This window comes from Amycolatopsis sp. NPDC051758 (assembly GCF_044453095.1).
Classification (GTDB): Bacteria; Actinomycetota; Actinomycetes; order Mycobacteriales; family Pseudonocardiaceae; genus Amycolatopsis.
This window is the reverse complement of sequence record NZ_JBITCJ010000011.1, coordinates 181730-200091: the sequence shown is the minus strand read 5'-3', so window position 1 is coordinate 200091 and position 18362 is coordinate 181730. Positions and strand designations below refer to the sequence as shown.

At 71.6% G+C, this 18362-nt stretch carries 19 protein-coding genes; 6 read left to right on the top strand and 13 right to left on the bottom strand.

From position 1 onward, the window contains the following. Nucleotides 1–35: 35 nt before the first annotated feature. The 7 genes from ACIA5G_RS40930 to ACIA5G_RS40900 all read right to left on the bottom strand — a co-directional run bounded on the left by ACIA5G_RS40930 (nt 36) and on the right by ACIA5G_RS40900 (nt 6215). A complete protein-coding gene (locus ACIA5G_RS40930; RefSeq protein WP_395933414.1) occupies nt 36–599 on the bottom strand; it encodes a hypothetical protein in 564 nt (187 codons plus the stop codon). Next, nucleotides 596–1954: a hypothetical protein gene (locus ACIA5G_RS40925; RefSeq protein ID WP_395933412.1), complete on the bottom strand. Its 1359-nt coding sequence runs from the start codon at nt 1952–1954 to the stop codon at nt 596–598. Before ACIA5G_RS40925 ends, ACIA5G_RS40930 begins: the two co-directional genes overlap by 4 nt. Further along, a complete protein-coding gene (locus ACIA5G_RS40920) occupies nt 1954–2757 on the bottom strand; it encodes an ABC transporter ATP-binding protein (RefSeq protein ID WP_395933410.1) in 804 nt (267 codons plus the stop codon). The genes ACIA5G_RS40925 and ACIA5G_RS40920 overlap by 1 nt, the downstream gene beginning before the upstream one ends. 10 nt (nt 2758–2767) lie before the next feature. Beyond that, nucleotides 2768–3595, bottom strand: coding sequence for a zf-HC2 domain-containing protein (locus ACIA5G_RS40915; RefSeq protein ID WP_395933408.1), 828 nt, complete (start codon nt 3593–3595; stop codon nt 2768–2770). Next, nucleotides 3592–4155, bottom strand: coding sequence for an RNA polymerase sigma factor (locus tag ACIA5G_RS40910; protein WP_395933406.1), 564 nt, complete (start codon nt 4153–4155; stop codon nt 3592–3594). The genes ACIA5G_RS40915 and ACIA5G_RS40910 overlap by 4 nt, the downstream gene beginning before the upstream one ends. A 78-nt stretch (nt 4156–4233) precedes the next feature. Beyond that, nucleotides 4234–5163, bottom strand: coding sequence for a MazG family protein (locus ACIA5G_RS40905; RefSeq protein WP_395933404.1), 930 nt, complete (start codon nt 5161–5163; stop codon nt 4234–4236). Continuing rightward, a complete protein-coding gene (locus ACIA5G_RS40900) occupies nt 5160–6215 on the bottom strand; it encodes a SurA N-terminal domain-containing protein (RefSeq protein WP_395933402.1) in 1056 nt (351 codons plus the stop codon). Before ACIA5G_RS40900 ends, ACIA5G_RS40905 begins: the two co-directional genes overlap by 4 nt. A gap of 86 nt (nt 6216–6301) precedes the next feature. Between ACIA5G_RS40900 and ACIA5G_RS40895 the strand changes: the two genes are divergently transcribed. Continuing rightward, nucleotides 6302–6709 (top strand): hypothetical protein, encoded by a 408-nt coding sequence (locus ACIA5G_RS40895; RefSeq protein WP_395933400.1) that lies wholly within the window; start codon nt 6302–6304, stop codon nt 6707–6709. On the opposite strand, the gene ACIA5G_RS40890 is transcribed toward ACIA5G_RS40895, so the two are convergent. The 4 genes from ACIA5G_RS40890 to ACIA5G_RS40875 all read right to left on the bottom strand — a co-directional run bounded on the left by ACIA5G_RS40890 (nt 6693) and on the right by ACIA5G_RS40875 (nt 12310). Further along, entirely contained in the window at nt 6693–6854 is a 162-nt protein-coding gene (locus ACIA5G_RS40890) for a DUF397 domain-containing protein (protein ID WP_395933398.1), read from the bottom strand. The two genes, ACIA5G_RS40895 and ACIA5G_RS40890, sit on opposite strands and share 17 nt — an antisense overlap. Continuing rightward, the gene (locus ACIA5G_RS40885) at nt 6823–7671 is read right to left on the bottom strand and encodes a helix-turn-helix domain-containing protein (protein ID WP_395933396.1); all 849 of its coding nucleotides are present in this window, start codon (nt 7669–7671) and stop codon (nt 6823–6825) included. The genes ACIA5G_RS40890 and ACIA5G_RS40885 overlap by 32 nt, the downstream gene beginning before the upstream one ends. Before the next feature lie 85 nt (nt 7672–7756). After that, nucleotides 7757–11311, bottom strand: a complete 3555-nt coding sequence (gene mfd, locus ACIA5G_RS40880; RefSeq protein WP_395933803.1) for a transcription-repair coupling factor — start codon at nt 11309–11311, stop codon at nt 7757–7759. An 87-nt stretch (nt 11312–11398) separates the two neighbouring features. Continuing rightward, nucleotides 11399–12310 (bottom strand): LLM class flavin-dependent oxidoreductase, encoded by a 912-nt coding sequence (locus ACIA5G_RS40875; protein ID WP_395933394.1) that lies wholly within the window; start codon nt 12308–12310, stop codon nt 11399–11401. A 74-nt stretch (nt 12311–12384) separates the two neighbouring features. Between ACIA5G_RS40875 and ACIA5G_RS40870 the strand changes: the two genes are divergently transcribed. Beyond that, a complete protein-coding gene (locus ACIA5G_RS40870) occupies nt 12385–13158 on the top strand; it encodes a helix-turn-helix domain-containing protein (RefSeq protein ID WP_395933392.1) in 774 nt (257 codons plus the stop codon). Here ACIA5G_RS40870 and ACIA5G_RS40865 read toward each other — a convergent pair. Both ACIA5G_RS40865 and ACIA5G_RS40860 read right to left on the bottom strand, forming a co-directional pair. Further along, nucleotides 13134–13622 carry a DedA family protein gene (locus ACIA5G_RS40865; RefSeq protein WP_395933390.1) on the bottom strand — a complete coding sequence of 163 codons (489 nt, stop codon included), beginning with the start codon at nt 13620–13622 and terminating at the stop codon, nt 13134–13136. The genes ACIA5G_RS40870 and ACIA5G_RS40865 overlap by 25 nt on opposite strands. Then, nucleotides 13594–14190 (bottom strand): class I SAM-dependent methyltransferase, encoded by a 597-nt coding sequence (locus tag ACIA5G_RS40860; protein WP_395933388.1) that lies wholly within the window; start codon nt 14188–14190, stop codon nt 13594–13596. The genes ACIA5G_RS40865 and ACIA5G_RS40860 overlap by 29 nt, the downstream gene beginning before the upstream one ends. A 132-nt stretch (nt 14191–14322) precedes the next feature. On the opposite strand from ACIA5G_RS40860, the gene ACIA5G_RS40855 reads away from it, so the two are divergent. The 4 genes from ACIA5G_RS40855 to ACIA5G_RS40840 are packed head-to-tail and all read left to right on the top strand — an operon-like array spanning nt 14323 to nt 18184. Next, complete coding sequence (locus ACIA5G_RS40855) at nt 14323–15447, top strand: sensor histidine kinase (protein WP_395933386.1); 1125 nt, start codon at nt 14323–14325, stop codon at nt 15445–15447. Next, entirely contained in the window at nt 15444–16100 is a 657-nt protein-coding gene (locus ACIA5G_RS40850; RefSeq protein ID WP_395933384.1) for a response regulator, read from the top strand. Before ACIA5G_RS40855 ends, ACIA5G_RS40850 begins: the two co-directional genes overlap by 4 nt. 46 nt (nt 16101–16146) lie before the next feature. Beyond that, on the top strand, nt 16147–16986 hold the full coding sequence (locus tag ACIA5G_RS40845; RefSeq protein ID WP_395933382.1) for an alpha/beta fold hydrolase: 840 nt from the start codon (nt 16147–16149) through the stop codon (nt 16984–16986). Nucleotides 16987–17002: 16 nt separating this feature from the next. Continuing rightward, nucleotides 17003–18184, top strand: coding sequence for a PQQ-dependent sugar dehydrogenase (locus tag ACIA5G_RS40840; RefSeq protein WP_395933801.1), 1182 nt, complete (start codon nt 17003–17005; stop codon nt 18182–18184). The last annotated feature ends 178 nt before the right edge of the window (nt 18185–18362 follow it).

Sequence of the window (18362 nt, the reverse complement as noted above, 5' to 3'; positions counted from 1 at the left end):
GGATCCGGCTGAGCCGACCCCACGGCACCCTGGCGCTACCGGCGGCCGCCCCAAGCCGTGTAGGCCGCGGTGCCCGAGACTGCAAGTGCCAGCGCCGTCCAGGTGGCTGTCGCTGATCCCGGCGGCTGGAGCATCCAGCCCACGATGTGGCTCGTCGTCGAGCCGTCGTCCTGGACGAACGGCGTTATCGCGGCCCAGAGCAGTGGGAGCGTCCAGCCGAACTGGCCGCCCGCGATTGTTGCTGCCAGGCCGGCCAGGCCCAGCAGCCCCGCCGCGTCGCGCAGGATGATCGATATGTCGACAGTCGGCGTGCCCAGTTCCTGGACTGCCAGCACCGCGCCTCCGGCGGTGAGGCCGATCAGGGCCAGGTGCGCGAACCGGCGGATCGGCCACGGGATCGCCGCGGTGCGGTCGAGGTCCGGGTCCTGGCCGCTGAGGCCGATCGCGGCCACCGCGATGCCTGCCGTCAGGGTCAGCATCACCGGGATCGGGGACCACGAGCCGCGCGTCAGGAACCACAGGCCGGCTGTGGCCGGCACCAGGGCCGAGAACGCTGCCGGGACCTGGCGCGAACGCGCGTAGAGCGTCGCCCACCTCATCGCATCGCCCCCGGCACCAGGGTGTCGAGCGGGTCGCCCTGGCAGGTCAGCAACACCCGGCGCAGCGCGACGATCCGCGAGAACTGGACCTCGGCCGGCAGCGCGCGGAACTTCGCCCACGCCTCTTCGACCTGACCGTCTTGGCGGGTGACCCACCTCGTGCCGTACTCGGGCAACGGCTTCAGCTCGCCGGTGAAGTAGGCCGCCGCGATCATCCGGCCGCCGATGTCGGCGAGGCTGGCGCCGTACGGCTGGTCGCACGTGGGCAGGCCGGCCCCGGCCAGCACCGCTTCCCGCAAGGTGGCCGCGTCCGCTGTGAGCAGGGCCTCGTTGAGCTGGAAGTCCAGGTAAGCGACGCCGGCGTCGCGGGCGGGCGGGTTGACGAAGGAGTGCGACCCCGTCTGCTCCTCGACCCGGGTCGGCGCGCCGGGCAGCTTCGCCAGCATCGCCAGTGCTTCACGACCCGGCCCGGCCAACGCGGCCAGCCTGTCCTCGTGCGCCCGGCTGACGCAGATCGGGCCGTCGCAGACCTGCCGGGCGGCGATGCCGTCGGGGGCCAGGAGCCCGTCGGCGGACGCCGGGAAGACCGGCAGCGCGATCGCCGCGCCGGCCACCAGCGGCAGCAGGCCGAGCAGCCGGGCCCGCGCGGAGTTCGCCGCCAGCAGCAGGAATCCCGTCACGGCGAGCCCGACGAACCACACCGTCTGGCCGAGGTCCACCGAAGCCGGCGTGGTCACCAGCGAGCCACGCGGCTGCCCGAGGACCGGCGTCAGCAACCCGAACCGGTGGTAGGACACCCCCAGCACGCCGGCTTCGACTGACATCCAGGCCAAGATCGACCCCACCAGCGTCAGCACGGCCAGCGCCGGCGCGGTCAGCGGGTGCGGCAGCAGCCGCCCGACCGCCAGGCCGACCCAGCTCCCCGCCACGACGGCGAGCAGGCCGACGAGCATGACCGGCAGGAAGGTCACGGACACGAACCCGCCGTTCACGAGCACCATGACCAGGCCCACACCGAACACCAGCAGGAACCCGAGCGCGGCCAGCGCCCCCACCGCGCCGGCCAGCCTGAGCGCCCGGTGCCAGCCCGGCCGCGACGTCGTGGACAACAGCTCGACCATGCCGGACCGGCTGTCGCGCATGCCCTGGATCGCCCCGGCCCCGACCGCGATCGGCCACAGGAACACCAGCAGGAACCGCAGCCACAGCGCGGTGGTCGTCGTGTTGCCCGTCCACGGCGCGGGTGTCTTCCACCACGGCCCGGACAGCAGGAACAGGAAGCCGAGCGCCACCACGAGCAGCGCCAGTCCGGCCCAGGGCGCGATCGAGCGCCGGAGTTCGGTGCGCAGGATCATCACCAGGCCCCCTTGCCCGGCTCGTGGTTCAGCAGCGCCGAGTAGCCGCGCTCGATCGGGCTGTCGCCCACGTGCGCCGCCGTGCCGGCCGCGGCCAGCTCCTGCGGTGTCCCCTGGAACACCAGCTTGCCCTCGGCGAACAGGACGACGTCGGAGCACGCCGTGCCGACGTCCTCGACCAGGTGCGTCGAGATCAGCACACACGAGTCTTGGCCGAGCTCCTGCACCAGTTCGCGGAACCGCACACGCTGCGCCGGGTCGAGCCCGGCGGTCGGCTCGTCCAGCAGCAGGATGTCCGGGTCGTTGACGATCGCCTGCGCGATCCCGACCCGCCGCACCATGCCGCCCGAGAGTGTTTTCATCCGGTCGTCCGCGCGGTCGGCGAGGCCCACCCGCTCGATCGCGCGCTGCACCGCACCCGGGATGTCCTCTTTGGACATCTCCTTGAGCCACGCGATGTACTCGACGAACTCCCGGACGGTGAACCGCTTGTAGAACCCGAAGTTCTGCGGCAGGTAGCCGATCCGCCGGCGCAGGCCGCGCTGCCCGGTGTGCCCCCCGGCCTGCGCACCGAGCAGCGACAGCCTGCCTTCCGCCGGCCGGAGCACCGTCGCCAGTGCCCGGATCAGCGTCGTCTTGCCCGCGCCGTTGGGCCCGAGCAAGCCGTGCACCCCCTTGCCGAGCGACAGGTCCAGCCCGTCCACGGCCATTTTCCGCCGGCCCACCCGCACCTTCAGCCCTTCGGCCTGGATTTCCCAGGCGTAGGTGGTGGGCGCGACCTCGGCGGCCCCGACAGCACGCATGTCTTCCTCCCTAGTTACGCGGGCTGAGCCGGGTGAACGCGCCCTTGTGCAGGGCGACGACCACCGTCGTCAGCGCGAAGATCCCCGCCCACACCGGCAGCGCGCCGGTGCTGAACGCAAACGTTTGCTCGTGGGCCAGCACGGTGGGCAGCACCAGTCCCGCGACCCACACCGCGACCAGCACGTACGCCGCCCGGGTGACGCCGATCAGCCCGCCCAGCGCGAGCGTCCCCGTGGTGAAGGCCAGGCTCGGCAGCAGCCAGAGCGCGAGGGCCGTGCCGGTCAGCCACCCGGCGACGCCGAGCACCGGCAGGACGACGAGCAGCACGGCCAGCGTCCGCCGCGCGATCAGGTACAGCCCGGCCCGCGGCGTCGCGACGACGACTTCGTACGCCGGATCCAGCCCCCGCGCCCACGACGCGGCGACACCGAGCACCGGCAGCACCGGCGCGAGCAGCTGCACCACCGTCACGTCCAGCAGTGCGCTCCCGATGTGGTCGAGCACCGCCGCGAGCAGCGTGACCAGCACGATCATCCCCAGCCACGGCAGCATCACCGGGGTGACCCAGGTGTCGAGCCACCGCCGCCGGCTCCGGTAGGGGGCCGGGGCCGGTGCCGGCGCGGGCGGCCCGTGGAACGGGACGCCCGACAGCTCGACCTCGACGCCGAGCCGCGCCCAGACGATGTCCACCATCGGCTGGACGGGCGCCACCTCGGCCAGCCGCGCCCGGCACACCGGGCACGTCTCGAGGTGGGATTCGAGCCCCCACAGCTGGTCTCCCGGGAGCGCGTCGCCCGCCACGTAGCCGGCGATGAGCTCGTCCGACGCATGGGTCATGACAGTGCCTCCCGCATCGCGATCCGCGCCCGGCGGGCGCGGGTCTTGACGGTTCCTTCCGGCAGTCCGAGCAGGACGGCGGTCTCGCGGACGGTCAGCCCGTCGAGCACCATCGCCTGCAGCACCGCCCGCAGCTCGGGCGCGAGGTCGCGCAGCGCGTCACCGACTTCGTCACCCACCGTCGCGGCCAGCGCCTGGTCTTCCGCCGCCGGCACCGGCGCGACGTCCAGCGCCATCGCGACGGCCAGCGGCGGTTGCGCGTGGTGCGCCCGGCGCCGGAACGCGTCGACCAGCCGGCGCGCGGCGATCGTCCACATCCAGCCGACCGCGGTGCCGCCGGTCGCGGCGCCCGCGAAGGAGCCCGCCGCGCGCCAGACGGCCAGGTACGTCTCCTGCATGACCTCGGCGACGACCTGCTCGTCCGCGCACCGGCGGCGCAGGCGCACGACGAGCCAGGGCGACGTGCGGCGGTAGAGCTCCTCGAACGCCGCGCGGTCGCCCTTGGCCGTGCGCCGGACGAGGTGCTCCTCGTCGGCGTCCTCCAGTGGCTTCTGTCTCACACCAGGCAAGACGCCGGAAGTGCGGAAACGGTTCTCACTCGATTGTGTGCTGCGTCACACCCGGCGGCCGCTCGGAGGTCAGGCGCGGGAGGGCCAGAACTTCCGCCAGCCGTCGGCCTCGAGGGTCGTCGGCTCCAGCCCGGCGTCGCGGGCGGCCTGCTCGGCAGCCTGGACGTCCTTCGCGAACTGCTTCGCCAGCGCCCGCAGCTCGCCCTCGGGGTCGACGCCCGCGCGGCGGGCCGTGGCCGCGATGCGGAACAGCTGCGGCGCCGTGCCGGAGCCGGGCGGGAAGAGGTCGAGCGGGATGCCCGCGCGCCCGGAACGCTGGCCGAGCTTGCCGGCCAGCGCGACCGCGGGCTGGCCGAGCGCGACGCCGTCCACAATGGACTTGCGCTGCTTCTCCTGCTGCTTCAGCTCTTCCCACTTGAGGTTCTGGTGCTCGACCGTGTGCACCCGGTCGGCGTCGGCGAAGACGTGCGGGTGCCGGCCGACCAGCTTCTTCACGAGCGCGGCGGCGACGTCGTCGATGCTGAAGGGATCCTCGGCGTCCTCGGCGGCGACGCGGGAGTGGAAGAGCACCTGCAGCAGGACGTCGCCGAGTTCCTCGCGCAGCGCCTCGCGGTCGCCTTCCTCGATGGCGTCGAGCAGCTCGTAGGTCTCCTCGACCAGGTACTGCCGGAGCGAATCGTGCGTCTGGACCGCGTCCCACGGGCAGCCGCCCGGTGAGCGGAGCCGGTCCATCACGTCGGCGGCCTCGACCAGGGGCGGCACCGGCGTCTCGATGACCTCCGCGCCGGTCGCGATGAGCAGCGACGCCGCGGGCTCGTCCCGCGACCCGGCGAGCAGCACGACGTCCACCAGCGAGGGCGCCTCGGTGATGGCCGGGACGCCGAACGTGGCGGGGTCGACGTCCGTGGCCGCGTAGACCGCGGTGGAGTCACGAAGGATCTTCAGCGCCGCGCCGGGCAGTGTCGCCCCGCGGACGACCACAACGACGCCCGTGGTCACTGCTGCTTGGGGCTGGAACCACCCGAGGGCAGCACGAGGCCCTGCGCGTTGTCCAAGTTCGGCACGACGTTCATGCTCACAACATCCCACACGCCGTACCGCTTGTTGACACGCGCACCGAGCTCGTCGAACAGCGGCTGCAGCTGCCGCATGCCGATCGCGGTCTTCGTGGCGGCGTCGAGCTCCGGCGCCTGCTCGGTGGCGACCGGCTTGTTGTCCACGCGCTGCCGGACCACCCCGACGAACCAGGTGCCCTCGCGCTGCGGGTAGGGGAAGACCGTGACGGTGCCGACCGGCGAACCGTAGAGCGGGGTGGCCGCGAGCGTGCCGGCCTGCGACGCGGGCAGCACCTCGTTGGCGCCGGTGAGCGGCGGGATGGAGTCGACGTTCTGGCCCTGCTGGGCCGCCTGCTGCCGCAGCGACGCCTCGTACTGGACGTCGGCGCCGACACGCTTGGTGATGGCCGCCGGGTCGGCGGCGAACTGCCGGGCCAGGTCGAAGGCCGCCTGCTTGGCGGCGGGGCCCTCCGGCGTGGCGCCGGTGGTGGAGTCCGGCATCGAGCCGATCGACGTGTAGTCGAACGTGACCGACAGGTTCGGGGCGGCCTTGTCGGCGAGGGCCTGCGCGAGGAACGTGTCGGTCAGTTCTTCACGGTGGTCACGCGTGCGGGCGACGACCTGGCCGACGGCCTGGGCTTCGTTGCTCGCGTCCGCCGGAACCGGTCCGGTGAGGGGATCCTTCGCCAGCTGGGCGTCGATCTGCCCGTAGTTCGGCGAGATGCCCGCCTTCTCCGCGGCCTGGGTGAGCAGCTCATGCACAACGAGCTGGCTGACGATCGCGCGGCCGAGCAGCTCGAGCTTGTGCTCACTCGCCAGCTTCTGCGCGTACGGCTGTTCCCGGACGGCTTTGGTGATCAGGTTCTGCACCTGGTCGATGGAGATCGCCCGGTCGCCGACGATCGCGGCGGCGCCGACCTGACTGGGACCGGACCCGCACCCGGCGAGCAGAAGAGCACCGGCAACAACCGCGACCAGCGCGCGAGGGCGCCCCATGATCCGCATCACAGCGCATACCCTCTCACACCATCGCACCCGAAACGCAACACCCGTGCGGTGTCGCCGGGCGTAACGTCGACGGCATGGACCACTGGCTGACCATCGAGGTCTTCGATGGCGAGTCCACGGCTACGTTGTGGCGCCTCGCCCGCGGTGACGCACTGACCGAAGCAGCATTGACGAACGGCGCCGAGCAGTGGGTGTGGCACGAACACCGCTGGGGCGTGGTGCTGGAGATCGAGTTCAAGTCCGAGGAAAGCCGCGACGCGTTTCGCGCACTTCCGGTCGTGACGGCGGCTTTGGACGCCGTGCCCGATCCGGCCCGGGGGTTGCTCGTGTACCCGGGGCGCGGTGGTGGCGCCGGGGCGCGGAAGCCGCGCAAGCCGCGGCCGTTGCCGATGGCGGACGCCGGGGCGGTTCCGGTGCCGGTGGAGCAGGTGCGGATGGGGCTGGCGGAGCCGATGCCGCCGATGTTCAGCGAAGTCGGCTGAGGAGTTCGCGCCAAGGAGCGGCGGAGACGGCGAGGGTGCCGCCTTCGCGGTCTTTGGTGTCCCGGATGAGGACTTCGGGGCCGGTGGACACCTCGACACAGTCGCCCTGGCTGCTATGGGTGCTTTTGCGCCACGCTTCCGGCATCGTCCTGTACCTCCGATGAGAGTTCGGCAACGAACTCTCGCGAGTTTGCCTCATCGAGGGCACCGTTTTCCAGGCCGCCCAACACGCGCCGGTATGCCTCGATCTCGCGTGGTTCTTCCAGGTAGATCGATGTCGTTTCGCTTTCGATGCAGACGACCGGCTGGTACGAGTCCGATTCCATCAGCTGGAAGTGCCCAGCCGAGGCGGGATGGCCGCCCAAGCTCGCCGGAACGATGCGGATGACCACGTTCTCCTGGGCGGACAACCGAATCAGCTGCCGGAGCTGGCCGCTCATCACGCGAGAGCGGCCGACCGGGAGGCGGAGCACGAATTCGTGCAGGAAGAACCGGAATCGCACGCCCGGCCGCGTGAGGATCGCCTGCCGGGACAGCCGGGCGAAGACCTGCACATCGAGCCTGTCGGGTTCGGGCTGGTTACCCATCTCGATCGCCAGGCTCCGGGCATAGTCACCGGTTTGCAGCAGCCCCGGCACCACATTCGCCTGGAAGACCGAGATGGCGGTGGCGTGTTCTTCGTGACTGATCAGAGTTCGGATGTCGTCGGAGCGTTCGAGGAGGCCGGGCTTGCGCATCTCGTCACCCAGCGCCATCAGCTCACGGTATTCCGCTCCCCTGACCCCGAGCACCGTCAGGAACCGCGCCAAGTGCACCGGGTCCGGCCGATGCAGGCCGCGCGTCACCGATGAGACCCACTGGGCGCTCATCTCCAGCCGCCGCGACATCTCGCGGACGCCCCAGTGCTTCTCCGTCATGCGCTGGAGCAGCCGCTCACCCAGCTGCCTGCTGCGGATGTTCATGGGGCGAACGTAGGGCCACCGGGACAGGAAACCCCGGCGCCACAACGGAAGTTCCCCCGAAGTGGCGCAGGGTGTCCAGCCCTCTTTACACCGCCGCCGGTTTCTTCGTCAGCTGGTTCAAGAGCTTCGTGCACCAGTCCAGCAGCTCGTCGTCCCGCAAGGTCGGCGCGCCGATGCGGCCGCCCGCCGGACCCTCCGTGGGCTTCGGGACCGAGACCGTGTTCGTCACGGCCTTGAACGTCGCCTTCGGGTACAGCCGCTTCAGCCGGACCATCTGCGAATCGGCGAGCGGCAGCGGCGCGAACCGGATGGTGTTGCCCTGGACCGCCACCTCCGTCACGCCCGCCTCGCGGCACGTGTGCCGGAACTTCGCCACCGCCAGCAGCCGGTTGACCGGCGCCGGCGGCTGGCCGTAACGGTCGATGAGCTCTTCGCGCACCGCGTCCAGGCCCTCGGTGTCCGGCGCCGCCGCGATCTTGCGGTACGCCTCCAGCCGCAGCCGCTCCCCCGGGACGTAGTCGTGGGGGATGTGGGCGTCGATCGGGAGGTCGACGCGGACGTCGGCCATCTCCTCGTCCTCCGCCGGCTCGGCGCCCGCATGCCTCCGGAACGCGTCGACCGCTTCGCCGACCAACCGCACGTACAGGTCGAACCCGACACCCGCGATGTGCCCGGACTGCTCCGCGCCGAGGATGTTGCCCGCGCCGCGGATCTCCAGGTCCTTCATCGCGACCGCCATGCCCGCGCCGAGCTCGGTGTTCTGGGCGATCGTCGCCAGCCGGTCGTGCGCGGTCTCCGTCAACGGCGCTTCCGGCGGGTACAGGAAGTACGCGTACCCGCGCTCGCGCCCTCGCCCGACCCGGCCCCTCAACTGGTGCAGCTGCGCCAACCCGAGCAAGTCACCACGCTCGACGAGCAGCGTGTTGGCGTTCGAGATGTCCAGGCCGGTCTCGACGATCGTGGTGCAGACGAGGACGTCGTACTCGTTCTCCCAGAAGCCCTGGATGATCTTCTCGAGCTTGTCCTCGTTCATCTGCCCGTGCGCGGTGACCACGCGCGCCTCCGGCACCAGCTCCCGGATGTGCCGCGCGGCCTTCTCGATCGAGGAGACGCGGTTGTGGACGTAGAAGACCTGGCCGTCGCGCAGCAGCTCGCGGCGGATCGCCGCGCCGACCTGCTTGTCGTCGTACGAGCCGACGTAGGTCAGGATCGGGTGCCGGTCCTCGGGCGGGGTGAGGATCGTCGACATCTCGCGGATGCCGGCCAGCGACATCTCCAGCGTCCGCGGGATCGGCGTCGCCGACATCGTCAGGACGTCGACGTGCGTGCGCAGGGCCTTGATGTGTTCCTTGTGCTCCACCCCGAAACGCTGCTCCTCGTCGACGATCACGAGGCCGAGGTCCTTGTACCGGATGCCCGTCTGCAGCAAGCGGTGCGTGCCGATCACGATGTCGACCTCGCCGGCGGCGAGCTGCTCCAGAATGATGTCCGACTCGGTCTTGTTCGTGAACCGGGACAGGCCCTTGATCGTCACCGGGAACGACCGCATGCGCTCGTGGAACGTGTTGAGGTGCTGCTGGGCGAGCAGCGTCGTCGGGACGAGCACGGCGACCTGCTTGCCGTCCTGCACCGCCTTGAACGCCGCGCGGACGGCGATCTCCGTCTTGCCGTAGCCGACGTCGCCGCAGATGACGCGGTCCATCGGGACGCCGCGTTCCATGTCGGCCTTGACCTCGTCGATCGCGGCGAGCTGGTCGTTGGTTTCGGTGAACGGGAAGGCGTCCTCGAGCTCACCCTGCCACGGCGTGTCCGGGCCGAACGCGTGCCCGGGCGCGGCCTGGCGCGCGGCGTACAGCTGCACCAGCTCGGCGGCGATCTCCTTGACCGCCTTCTTGGCCCTGGCCTTGGTGTTCTTCCAGTCGGAGCCGCCGAGCTTGTTGAGCGTGGGCAGCTCGCCGCCGACGTACTTGGACACCTCGTCGAGCTGGTCGGTCGGCACGAACAGCCGGTCACCCGGGTGGCCGCGTTTGGAAGAGCCGTACTCCAGCAGCAGGTACTCGCGGGTGGCGCCGGCGACCGTGCGCTGCACCATCTCGACGAACCGGCCGATGCCGTGCTGCTCGTGGACGACGTAGTCGCCGTTCTTGAGCGCCAGCGGATCGACGGCGTTGCGCCGCCGGGACGGCATCTTGGTGGTGAGGTCCTTTGTGGACGTTCCGGCGCCGGAGCCGCGGCCGGTCAGGTCCGACTCGGTGAGCACGACGAGGGCGCGCTCCGGTGAGACGAAACCGTCGGTGAGGCCGCCGCAGGTGACCGTGACGAGGCCCGGCGCCGGCGCGCTCTTCAGGCCGTCGCCCGCCAGCGCGGCCGGGACGTCGGCGGCCGAGAACTGCTCGACCGCGCGAGCCGCGGTGCCGTGCCCGGCGACGACGAGCACCGCCGTGCCGCCCGACGCGGTGTGCGCGCGCAGGTCCGCCGTCGCGCGTTCGAGCTCGCCGCGGTAGGCCGGGGCGGCCTCGACCGAGACGCGGTAGACGTCGGGGTCTTCGCTGGTCAGCTGGGTGAGCGTCCACCAGGCGCGCTTGGTGTCCTGGGCGTGGGAGGCGATCTCGTCGAGGCCGCGGTAGGCCGACGAGCCGAGGTCGATCGGGGCCAGGCCGCCCGCGGCGGCCGTCGTCCAGGACGCTTCGAGGAACTCCTGGCCGGTGCGGACCAGGTCGGCGGCGCGGGCGCGGATCTTCTCCGGGTCGGTGAGCAGCACGTGGGCGCCGACCGGCATCGCGTCGGTGAGCAGCTCCAGCTCGCCTTCGCAGAGGACCGGGATGAGCGCCTCCATGCCTTCGACGGGGATGCCGTCGGCCAGCTTGGTGAGCATCTCGGACAGGTGGGCGTCCGCTTCGTAGGTCTTCGCCAGCTCCGCGGCGTTCCCCCGGACGGCCTCGGTGAGCAGCAGCTCCCGGCACGGCGGCGCGGTGACCCGCGGGATCTCACCGGGCAGCGACCGCTGGTCGGAGACGGCGAACGCGCGGATCTCGCTGACCTCGTCACCCCAGAACTCGACGCGGACGGGGTGCTGCGCGGTCGGCCCGAAGAGGTCGAGGATGCCGCCGCGGACGGCGAACTCGCCGCGCTTCTCGACCATGTCGACACGGGTGTAGGCCAGCTCGACGAGCCGTTCGAGGAGCTCCTCGAACGGCTGCTCCTCGCCGACGACGAGGTCGATCGGCTTCAGCGAGCCCAGGCCGGGGGCCATCGGCTGGATCAGGCTGCGGACGGTCGCGACGACCACGCGGAGGTCGTCGTCACCGGTCTTGAGCCGGTGCAGCACCTCGAGCCGGCGGCCGACGGTGTCGGCGCGTGGCGAGAGCCGCTCGTGCGGCAGGGTCTCCCAGGAGGGGAAGTCCGCGACTCTGTCCTTGCCCAGGAAGGCGCCGAGTGACGCGGTCAGCTCGTCGGCTTCGCGGCCGGTGGCGGTGACGGCGAGGACGGGCCTGGCCGCACCTTCGTCACTCGCGAGGGCGGCCGCGACGAGCTGCCGCGCGGCGATCGGCCCCTGCAGTTCGAGCAGCGGCGCACCGGCGCGCTCGACCACGCCACGCAGGGCCGGGTCGGGAAGGGTGGCGGTGAGGAGTCCGGACAATGGAGCGTCGGTCACGGTCCCAGCCTACGTGCCACCCCCGACAGGTTTCCGATCACGGCTGGCCACGGCCCATGCGCTGGCAAGCCGTCAAGAGCGGAGCAGCTTGACCACCTCCGCGAGCCGCGGGAGCTGCTCGTCGAAGACCTTCGGGTCCGTGCTCGCAATCCGCAGCAGCACGTGCTCCGCCCCTTCGTACGCGCGCAGCCGCGCCGCGACCTCGGCCGCCGAGCCCGTGACCTGCATCTGGATGCGCTGGACGAAGTCCGCGGGCATGCCGTAGTTGCGCCGGCAGTACTCCTCCAGCAGGGCACGCCCGAGATCCACGTCGTCCTCCACCAGGACCGTCGCGAACAACGCCGGCGTCATCGGGCGCGACGGCCGGATCTGCGCCAGCCCCGACGCGTAGTCCGCCGGATCCGGCGGGTACGGGAGCCAGCCGTCGTAGAGGCGGCCGACACGCTCCAGCGCTCCCGGGGTGTACGCCGCCAGCCACACCGGTGGGCCGCCCGGCCGTGAAGGCGCGGGATAGGAGGGCAGCGAGTCGTAGTGCAGCACCTCGCCGTGGAAAGACGACTCGCCGTTCCACGCCGCTCGCCAGAGGCCCACGATGTCGTCGAGGCGCGCCCGCCGCCGGGCCCACGGCACGCCCACGAACGCGAACTCCGGCTCGCTCCGCCCGGCGAACCCCGCGCCGACCGCCACCGTGAGCCGGCCACCGCTGAGCAGGTCGAGGGAAAGCAGCTGGTTCGCCGAGAGAACCGGGTCCCGCAACGCCGGGAGCAGCGCCGCGGTCCCCAGCGTCACGCGCGAAGTCCGGGCGGCGAACGCCGACAGCACCGTGAAGGTGTCCAGCGGAGCGCGCGCGAGGGTGTCGCCCACCCAGACCGAGTCGAGGCCGAGCTCTTCGGCGGAGACGGCGGTGTCGACCAGCTCGGGCGCGGTCCGCCCGGCGTCGAGGATGGGCTGGTAGGTCGGCACGACCAGGCCGTAGTTCGTCATGCCGCCAGCCTCGCCGCCGCGGGGTATGCGCTCAATTCCTCGCGGGGAATGGCACGGGCCGAGATGATGGGCGCGTGAACTTCGGAACCGCGCTGAAGGACTGGCGCACGCGGCGGCATCTCAGCCAGCTCGACCTGGCCTTACGGGCCGGGACGACCCAACGGCACGTGAGCTTCATGGAGAGCGGGCGCTCGCTCCCCGGCCGCGGGATGGTGCTGCGCGTCGCCGAGTCGCTCGAACTGCCGCTGCGCGAGCGCAACGGCCTGCTCTTCGCCGCCGGTTTTGCGCCGTCGTACCCCGAAACGCGGCTCGACGACCCGGCGATCAAGCCGGTGCTCGACGGCCTGCGGCGGCTGCTCGACGGCCACCGCCCCTACCCCGCGATCGTCGTCGACCGCTACGGCGTGCTGGTCGCGCAGAACGACGCGTTTTCGCTGCTCACCGAGGGCGTCGCGCCGGAGCTCCTCGAGGAGCCGGTCGACACGCTGCGGGTCGCGTTGCACCCGCAGGGCATGGCGCCGCGCGTGCGCAACCTCGACGACTGGGCGCGGCACATCCTGGAGCGCATCCGCAACGACCTGGCCCGCACCCCGGACGAGCGGCTCGCGCGCCAGCTCACCGAGCTGGAGGGTTACCTGCCGCCCGCCACCGCGCCGGGTCCGGAGCACCTGGGGTTCGCGGTGCCGGTCCGACTGTCCACTTCGGTCGGTGAGCTGCGGCTGATCACGGCGATCACGACGTTCGCGACCGCGGCGGACGTCACGGTGTCGGAGCTGAAGCTGGAGACGTTCCTGCCCGCGGACGCCGAAACGGCGGAACGGCTTCAGACCACCGCCGCCGTCAGGTGACCCACCAGCAGTTCCGCGCTCGCCCACAGCACCGCCGCCCCTACGCTGCCCGCCACGAACCGGCGGTACGGCATCGCGGCCGAGCCCGCGACACGTGGCATCACCGTCCGGACGCCGACCAGGCAGCGTCCGGCGATCACCGCGGGGACGCCGTACCGCGCGACCGCCGCTTCCGCGCGATCCCAGCGTTCCTGGCCGACGCGGCGGGCGAGCCGGCGTCCCCAACGCCGTCCTTCGAGGTACGCGAGCTGGTCGCCGAGGACGGCGGCGAGCACGGCCACCGCCAGCGCGAGTCCGGGGTGGAGCGTGCCCCGCTCGGCGAGGAACCCCATCAGCAGCAACGCCGACAGCGTCGGCAGTACGATTCCCGGCAGCAGCGCGGTTTCCGCCGTGATCAGCAGCGCGCAAACCAGGTAGACGACCGCCGGAGGCGCGTCAAGCAGTGGCCGTAGCAGGCTGTCCATGCCGGGTCCTCCCCACCGCCACCGGCAGCGCCGCGCGGTAGACGAACGCGGGCGGCAGGTTCCCCCAGACGACCGAAGTGCGCTCCACGACCGCGAAACGGCTTCGCAGCGAAGCGGCGAAGCGACGCGCGGGCGGTGTCCAAGCGGCGTGGGCGTAGGCGAAAGTCGTGAACCGGCCGTTCGGCGCCAGCGCCGCGGTGACCGCGTCGAGGATGCGGCGCTGCCGGTCCGCGGTCATGGCCGTCCACGGCAGCCCCGAGACGACGACGTCCACGTCTTCGACAGGCAGCCTCTCCGCGGAGCCGGTGACGACGTCCACCTGCGGAAACCGGGCGCGAAGCGAGGACGCGAAACGCGGGTTGATCTCGAAGGCGGTCAGCCGTGCTTCGGGGCGAAGCAGCGCGAGGACCGCTTCGGTGAACACGCCGGTGCCCGGCCCGAGCTCGACGACGGACGTCGCGCGTTCCAGGCCGAGGCCCGCGGTCATCGTCCCGGCCAGCCGTGGTGAGCTCGGCGCGATCGCGCCCGTCAGCATCGGGTGGCGGAGAAATTCCCTGGTGATCGACATGACCCCGACGCTAGGAACCGCCGGGGTGGCCGCGAATCCGCCGGCTCGGCCGGGGTTCGTCCTCCCGGGGGAGGACCGGAACGGCCCGCCGGGATGACGCCACGGGACCGGTCTCCGCGTTACGTTCGGTGCGTGGAACGACTCGTGGTGTGGGTGCGCAGGCACCGGTGGACGGTGGACCTGCCGCTGTACGCCGTGTTCATCTTCCTCGCGCCCAACTGGGCCGGCGAAGACGCGTGGACGGTCCGGGCGATCCCGATGCTGTTCCTGCTCCCCCTGCTGGTGCGCCGCCGGTTCCCGCGGACCGTCGCCGTGCTGATCATCGCCGGGGCGACAGCGGTGTACACGAACCAGATCTGGGCCTACGACCGCGGCCGCACCGAGCTGGCCATGGCGGTCGTCCTGTTCACGCTGGTCGCGCGGGGTGACCGGCGGTTCGGCGCGCTGATCGCCGCGGGTGTCTTCGTGCTGGACTTCATGTGGGGGTTCACCTGGGGCGCGTTCACCCAGAACCCGACCTTCGCCGTCCTCGGCGTGCTACCGCTGCACATCGCCGCGTGGGCGCTCGGGGAGTTCTTCCGCACCAAGGAACAGCTCACCGCCGAGGAAGCGAAACGCGCCGACGCCCAGACCCGCGCGGCCGCCGCCGAGGAACGCACGAGGATCGCGCGCGAGCTGCACGACGTGCTCGCGCACAGCATGAGCGTGATCGTGTTGAACGCCGAAGGCGCGAAGCTCGCCCGGCACCGCGACCCCGCCGTTGTCGACCGCACGCTCGACACCATCGGCCGCACCGGCCGCGACGCGCTCGCGGAGCTGCGGCGGCTCCTCGAAGTCCTGCACGCGGGCCAGGAGGCACGCAGCCCGCAGCCGACCGTCGCCGAACTGCGTGAGCTCGTCGAACAGTCCGGGCGGGACATCACCCTCGAGGTCGGCGGTGACCTCGACGGCCTGCCCGCGAGCGCCGCCCTGCAGGCGTACCGGATCGTCCAGGAGGCACTGACCAACATGATCAAGCACGCCCCGGCCGACGCGACCGGCCGCGTCAGCGTCGCCTTCGAGCCGCCCGAGATCCGGATCGAGGTGACGAACACCGGCGGCCGCGCCGCACCCGCCCCGGCGCCCGCGCTGCCGTCGTCCGGGCGCGGGCTGACCGGGATGCGCCAGCGCGTCGAGATGTACCACGGTGAGCTGGCGACCGGCCCGTCGCCGGACGGCGGGTACCGGGTGCACGCGAGCCTGGTGGTCGGGCCGTGAGCGTCCGGGTGCTGCTCTGCGACGACCAGGAGCTGGTCCGCGTCGGGCTGCGGATGATCATCGAAAGCCAGGACGACTTCGTTGTCGCGGGCGAGGCGGTCAACGGCGAGGACGCCGTCACGAAGGCCCGCGAGCTGCGGCCGGACCTGGTGCTCATGGACGTCCGGATGCCGGTGCTCGACGGGGTCGCGGCGACCGGGCGGATCTGCGCCGAGCTGCCGGACGTGCGTGTCCTCATCATCACGACGTTCGACCTCGACGAGTACGCGTATGCCGCGCTGCGTGCCGGGGCCAGCGGGTTCCTGGTGAAGGACGCGCCGTCGGAGGAGATGCTCGTCGCGGTCCGCGGGGTGCTGCGCGGCGACTCGATGGTCTCGCCGTCGGTCACGCGGCGGCTGCTCGACCGCTACCTCGCCGACGACCGCGATCCCGTGGACACCGCGAAGCTCGACGTGCTCACCGAACGCGAGAAGGACGTGCTGGGGCTCATCGCGCGCGGGCTGTCGAACGGCGAGATCGCCGCGAAGCTGTACATCGGCGAGACGACGGTGAAGACGCACGTCGGGCGGATCCTCGGCAAGCTGCGGCTGCGCGACCGGGTGCACGCGGTCGTTTTCGCCTACGAGTCCGGGCTGGTGCGCCCAGGTTCGTAATAGTTCCCTATCTATCCGGTTGATAGGGAGTGTTAGGGTATTTTGCATGACGATATACAAGTCCGAAGCCGGCGCACGCCTGCTGCGGGAGCGCTACCTCGAAGCGCTGAAGGCCTGGCCTCACGACGAGCTGCGCATCCCGACCCCCGAAGGCGAGACGTTCGTCGTCGCGGCCGGCCCGGCCGAGGCGTCGCCGCTGGTGCTGCTGCACGGCTCCGGCAGCAACTCCGCGGAGTGGGCCCACCGGTTCCCGGCACTGATCGAGCACTTCCGCGTGTACGCCGTCGACATCATCGGCGAGCCGGGGCTGAGCGCCGAGACGCGGCCGCCGCTGACCACGGATCGGTACGCCGGGTGGCTCGACGCCGTCCTGGACCACGTCGGCGCGGCTCGCGCGGCCTTCCTGACCTCGTCGTTCGGTGGCTGGCTCGCCCTCGACTACGCAACCCGGCGGCCGGAGCGCGTCGCGGCGCTGGCACTGCGGTGCCCGATCGGCCTGGGCCCGATGAAGAAGGGGTTCGTCGTCAAGGCCGTACTGCTGGCGCTGCTCGGTGAACGCGGCCGTCGTCGTTCGGTGGCAGGGGTGCTCGGCGAGCCCGAGTCGTCGCCGATCGTGGCGCAGCAGCTGCTCGTGTCCGCGAACTACCGGTACCGCACCGGCCCGTTCCCGGTCTTCGGCGACGCGGCCCTGAGCGGGCTGACCATGCCGGTGTACGCCGTCGCCGGGGCGGAGGACGCGATGGTCGACTCCGCGACGACCAAGCGGCGTCTCGAAGCGGCCGGCGCCACGGTCGACCTGGTGCCGGGCACCGGGCACTACATCCCCGGCGCCGCGGACCTGGAGTTCCTCACGCGCGCGGCGGCGAACGGCGATTTCACCGCTTGATGGCAGGATGAACCGTATGCGGTGTGTGCTGGGTCTCCTCGGTGTGGTGTCCCTGCTGGTCGCGGGCTGTTCGGGGGCGGCGAGCGAGCCGGTCCAGAGCGTGCCGCCCGCGGCCACCCCGGCGGCGGCGTCCGGGAAGTTCAAGGTCGAGACGGTGACCGCCGGCCTGCAGCACGGCTGGGACGTCGGCTTCCTGCCCGACGGCAGCATCCTGGTGCCGCAGCGGCCGGGCAAGCTCGCGCTGGTCCGCGACGGGCGCGCGGCCGAGGTCCGCGCCGACTTCTCCGACGTCCTCGTGCAGGGCGAAGGCGGGCTGCTGGGGATGGTCGTCAGCCCGGACTTCGCGACCAGCCGCGAGTTCATCACCTGCCAGGACCACAAGGAGGACGGCAAGGCCGTCGACATCCGGCTGGTCACCTGGAAGCTGGCCGAAGACGGCGGGAGCGCGACGAAGGTCAAGGATCTGCTGACCGGGCTGCCGGTGAACCCGAGCGGCCGGCACTCCGGCTGCCGCCCGACGTTCGCGCCGGACGGCGCGCTGCTGGTCGGCACCGGCGACACGGCCCGCGCGTCGATCGCGCAGGACCGCCACTCCCTCGGCGGCAAGGTGCTGCGACTGGACGCGAAGACCGGGAACCCGTTGCCGGACAACCCGTTCATCACGTCGTCGGACCCGAAGGAACGGCTGATCTACACCTACGGGCACCGCAACGTCCAGGGGGTGGCGATCCGTCCCGGCAGCGGCCAGGTGATCACCGCCGAGCACGGGCCGACGTTCGACGACGAGGTCAACCTGCTGAAACCGGGCGCGAACTACGGCTGGGACCCGTCGAAGGGCGGCACCGACTCGAGTTACGACGAGAGCGTGCCGATGACCGACCTCAAGCGCTTCCCGGACGCGGTGAGTCCACTGTGGACGTCCGGCAAGATCACCGAGGCGATCAGCGGCGACGCGTTCCTGACCGGCGCCCAGTGGGGCCCGAACGACGGCGCGCTGGTCGTGGTGGCGCTCAAGGGCCAGAAGCTGCTGCTGTACCACTTGGACGCCGCGGGCAAGGTCCTGGACGTCACGCTGCCCCCGGAGTTCGACGACCAGTTCGGGCGGCTTCGCGCGGTCCGCAGCGGTCCTGATGGCGCGCTGTACGTGACGACGTCCGACGGGACGGACGACAAGCTGCTGAAGGTCACCCCGGCCTGACAGCGCACGCTGGAAGTAGCACCCCTTGCCGGGCGTGGTTTTTTCACGCCCAGCCGGTGCCGTGAGCACTGTCGCGTGGCGAGCCGATCGCGGAACATGGTGTGCACCAAGGTTTTCGCCCGCCACCGACGAGTGTTGGACGCGGTCCGAAGAAAGCGTTCCCGCGGCAGCACCGCGC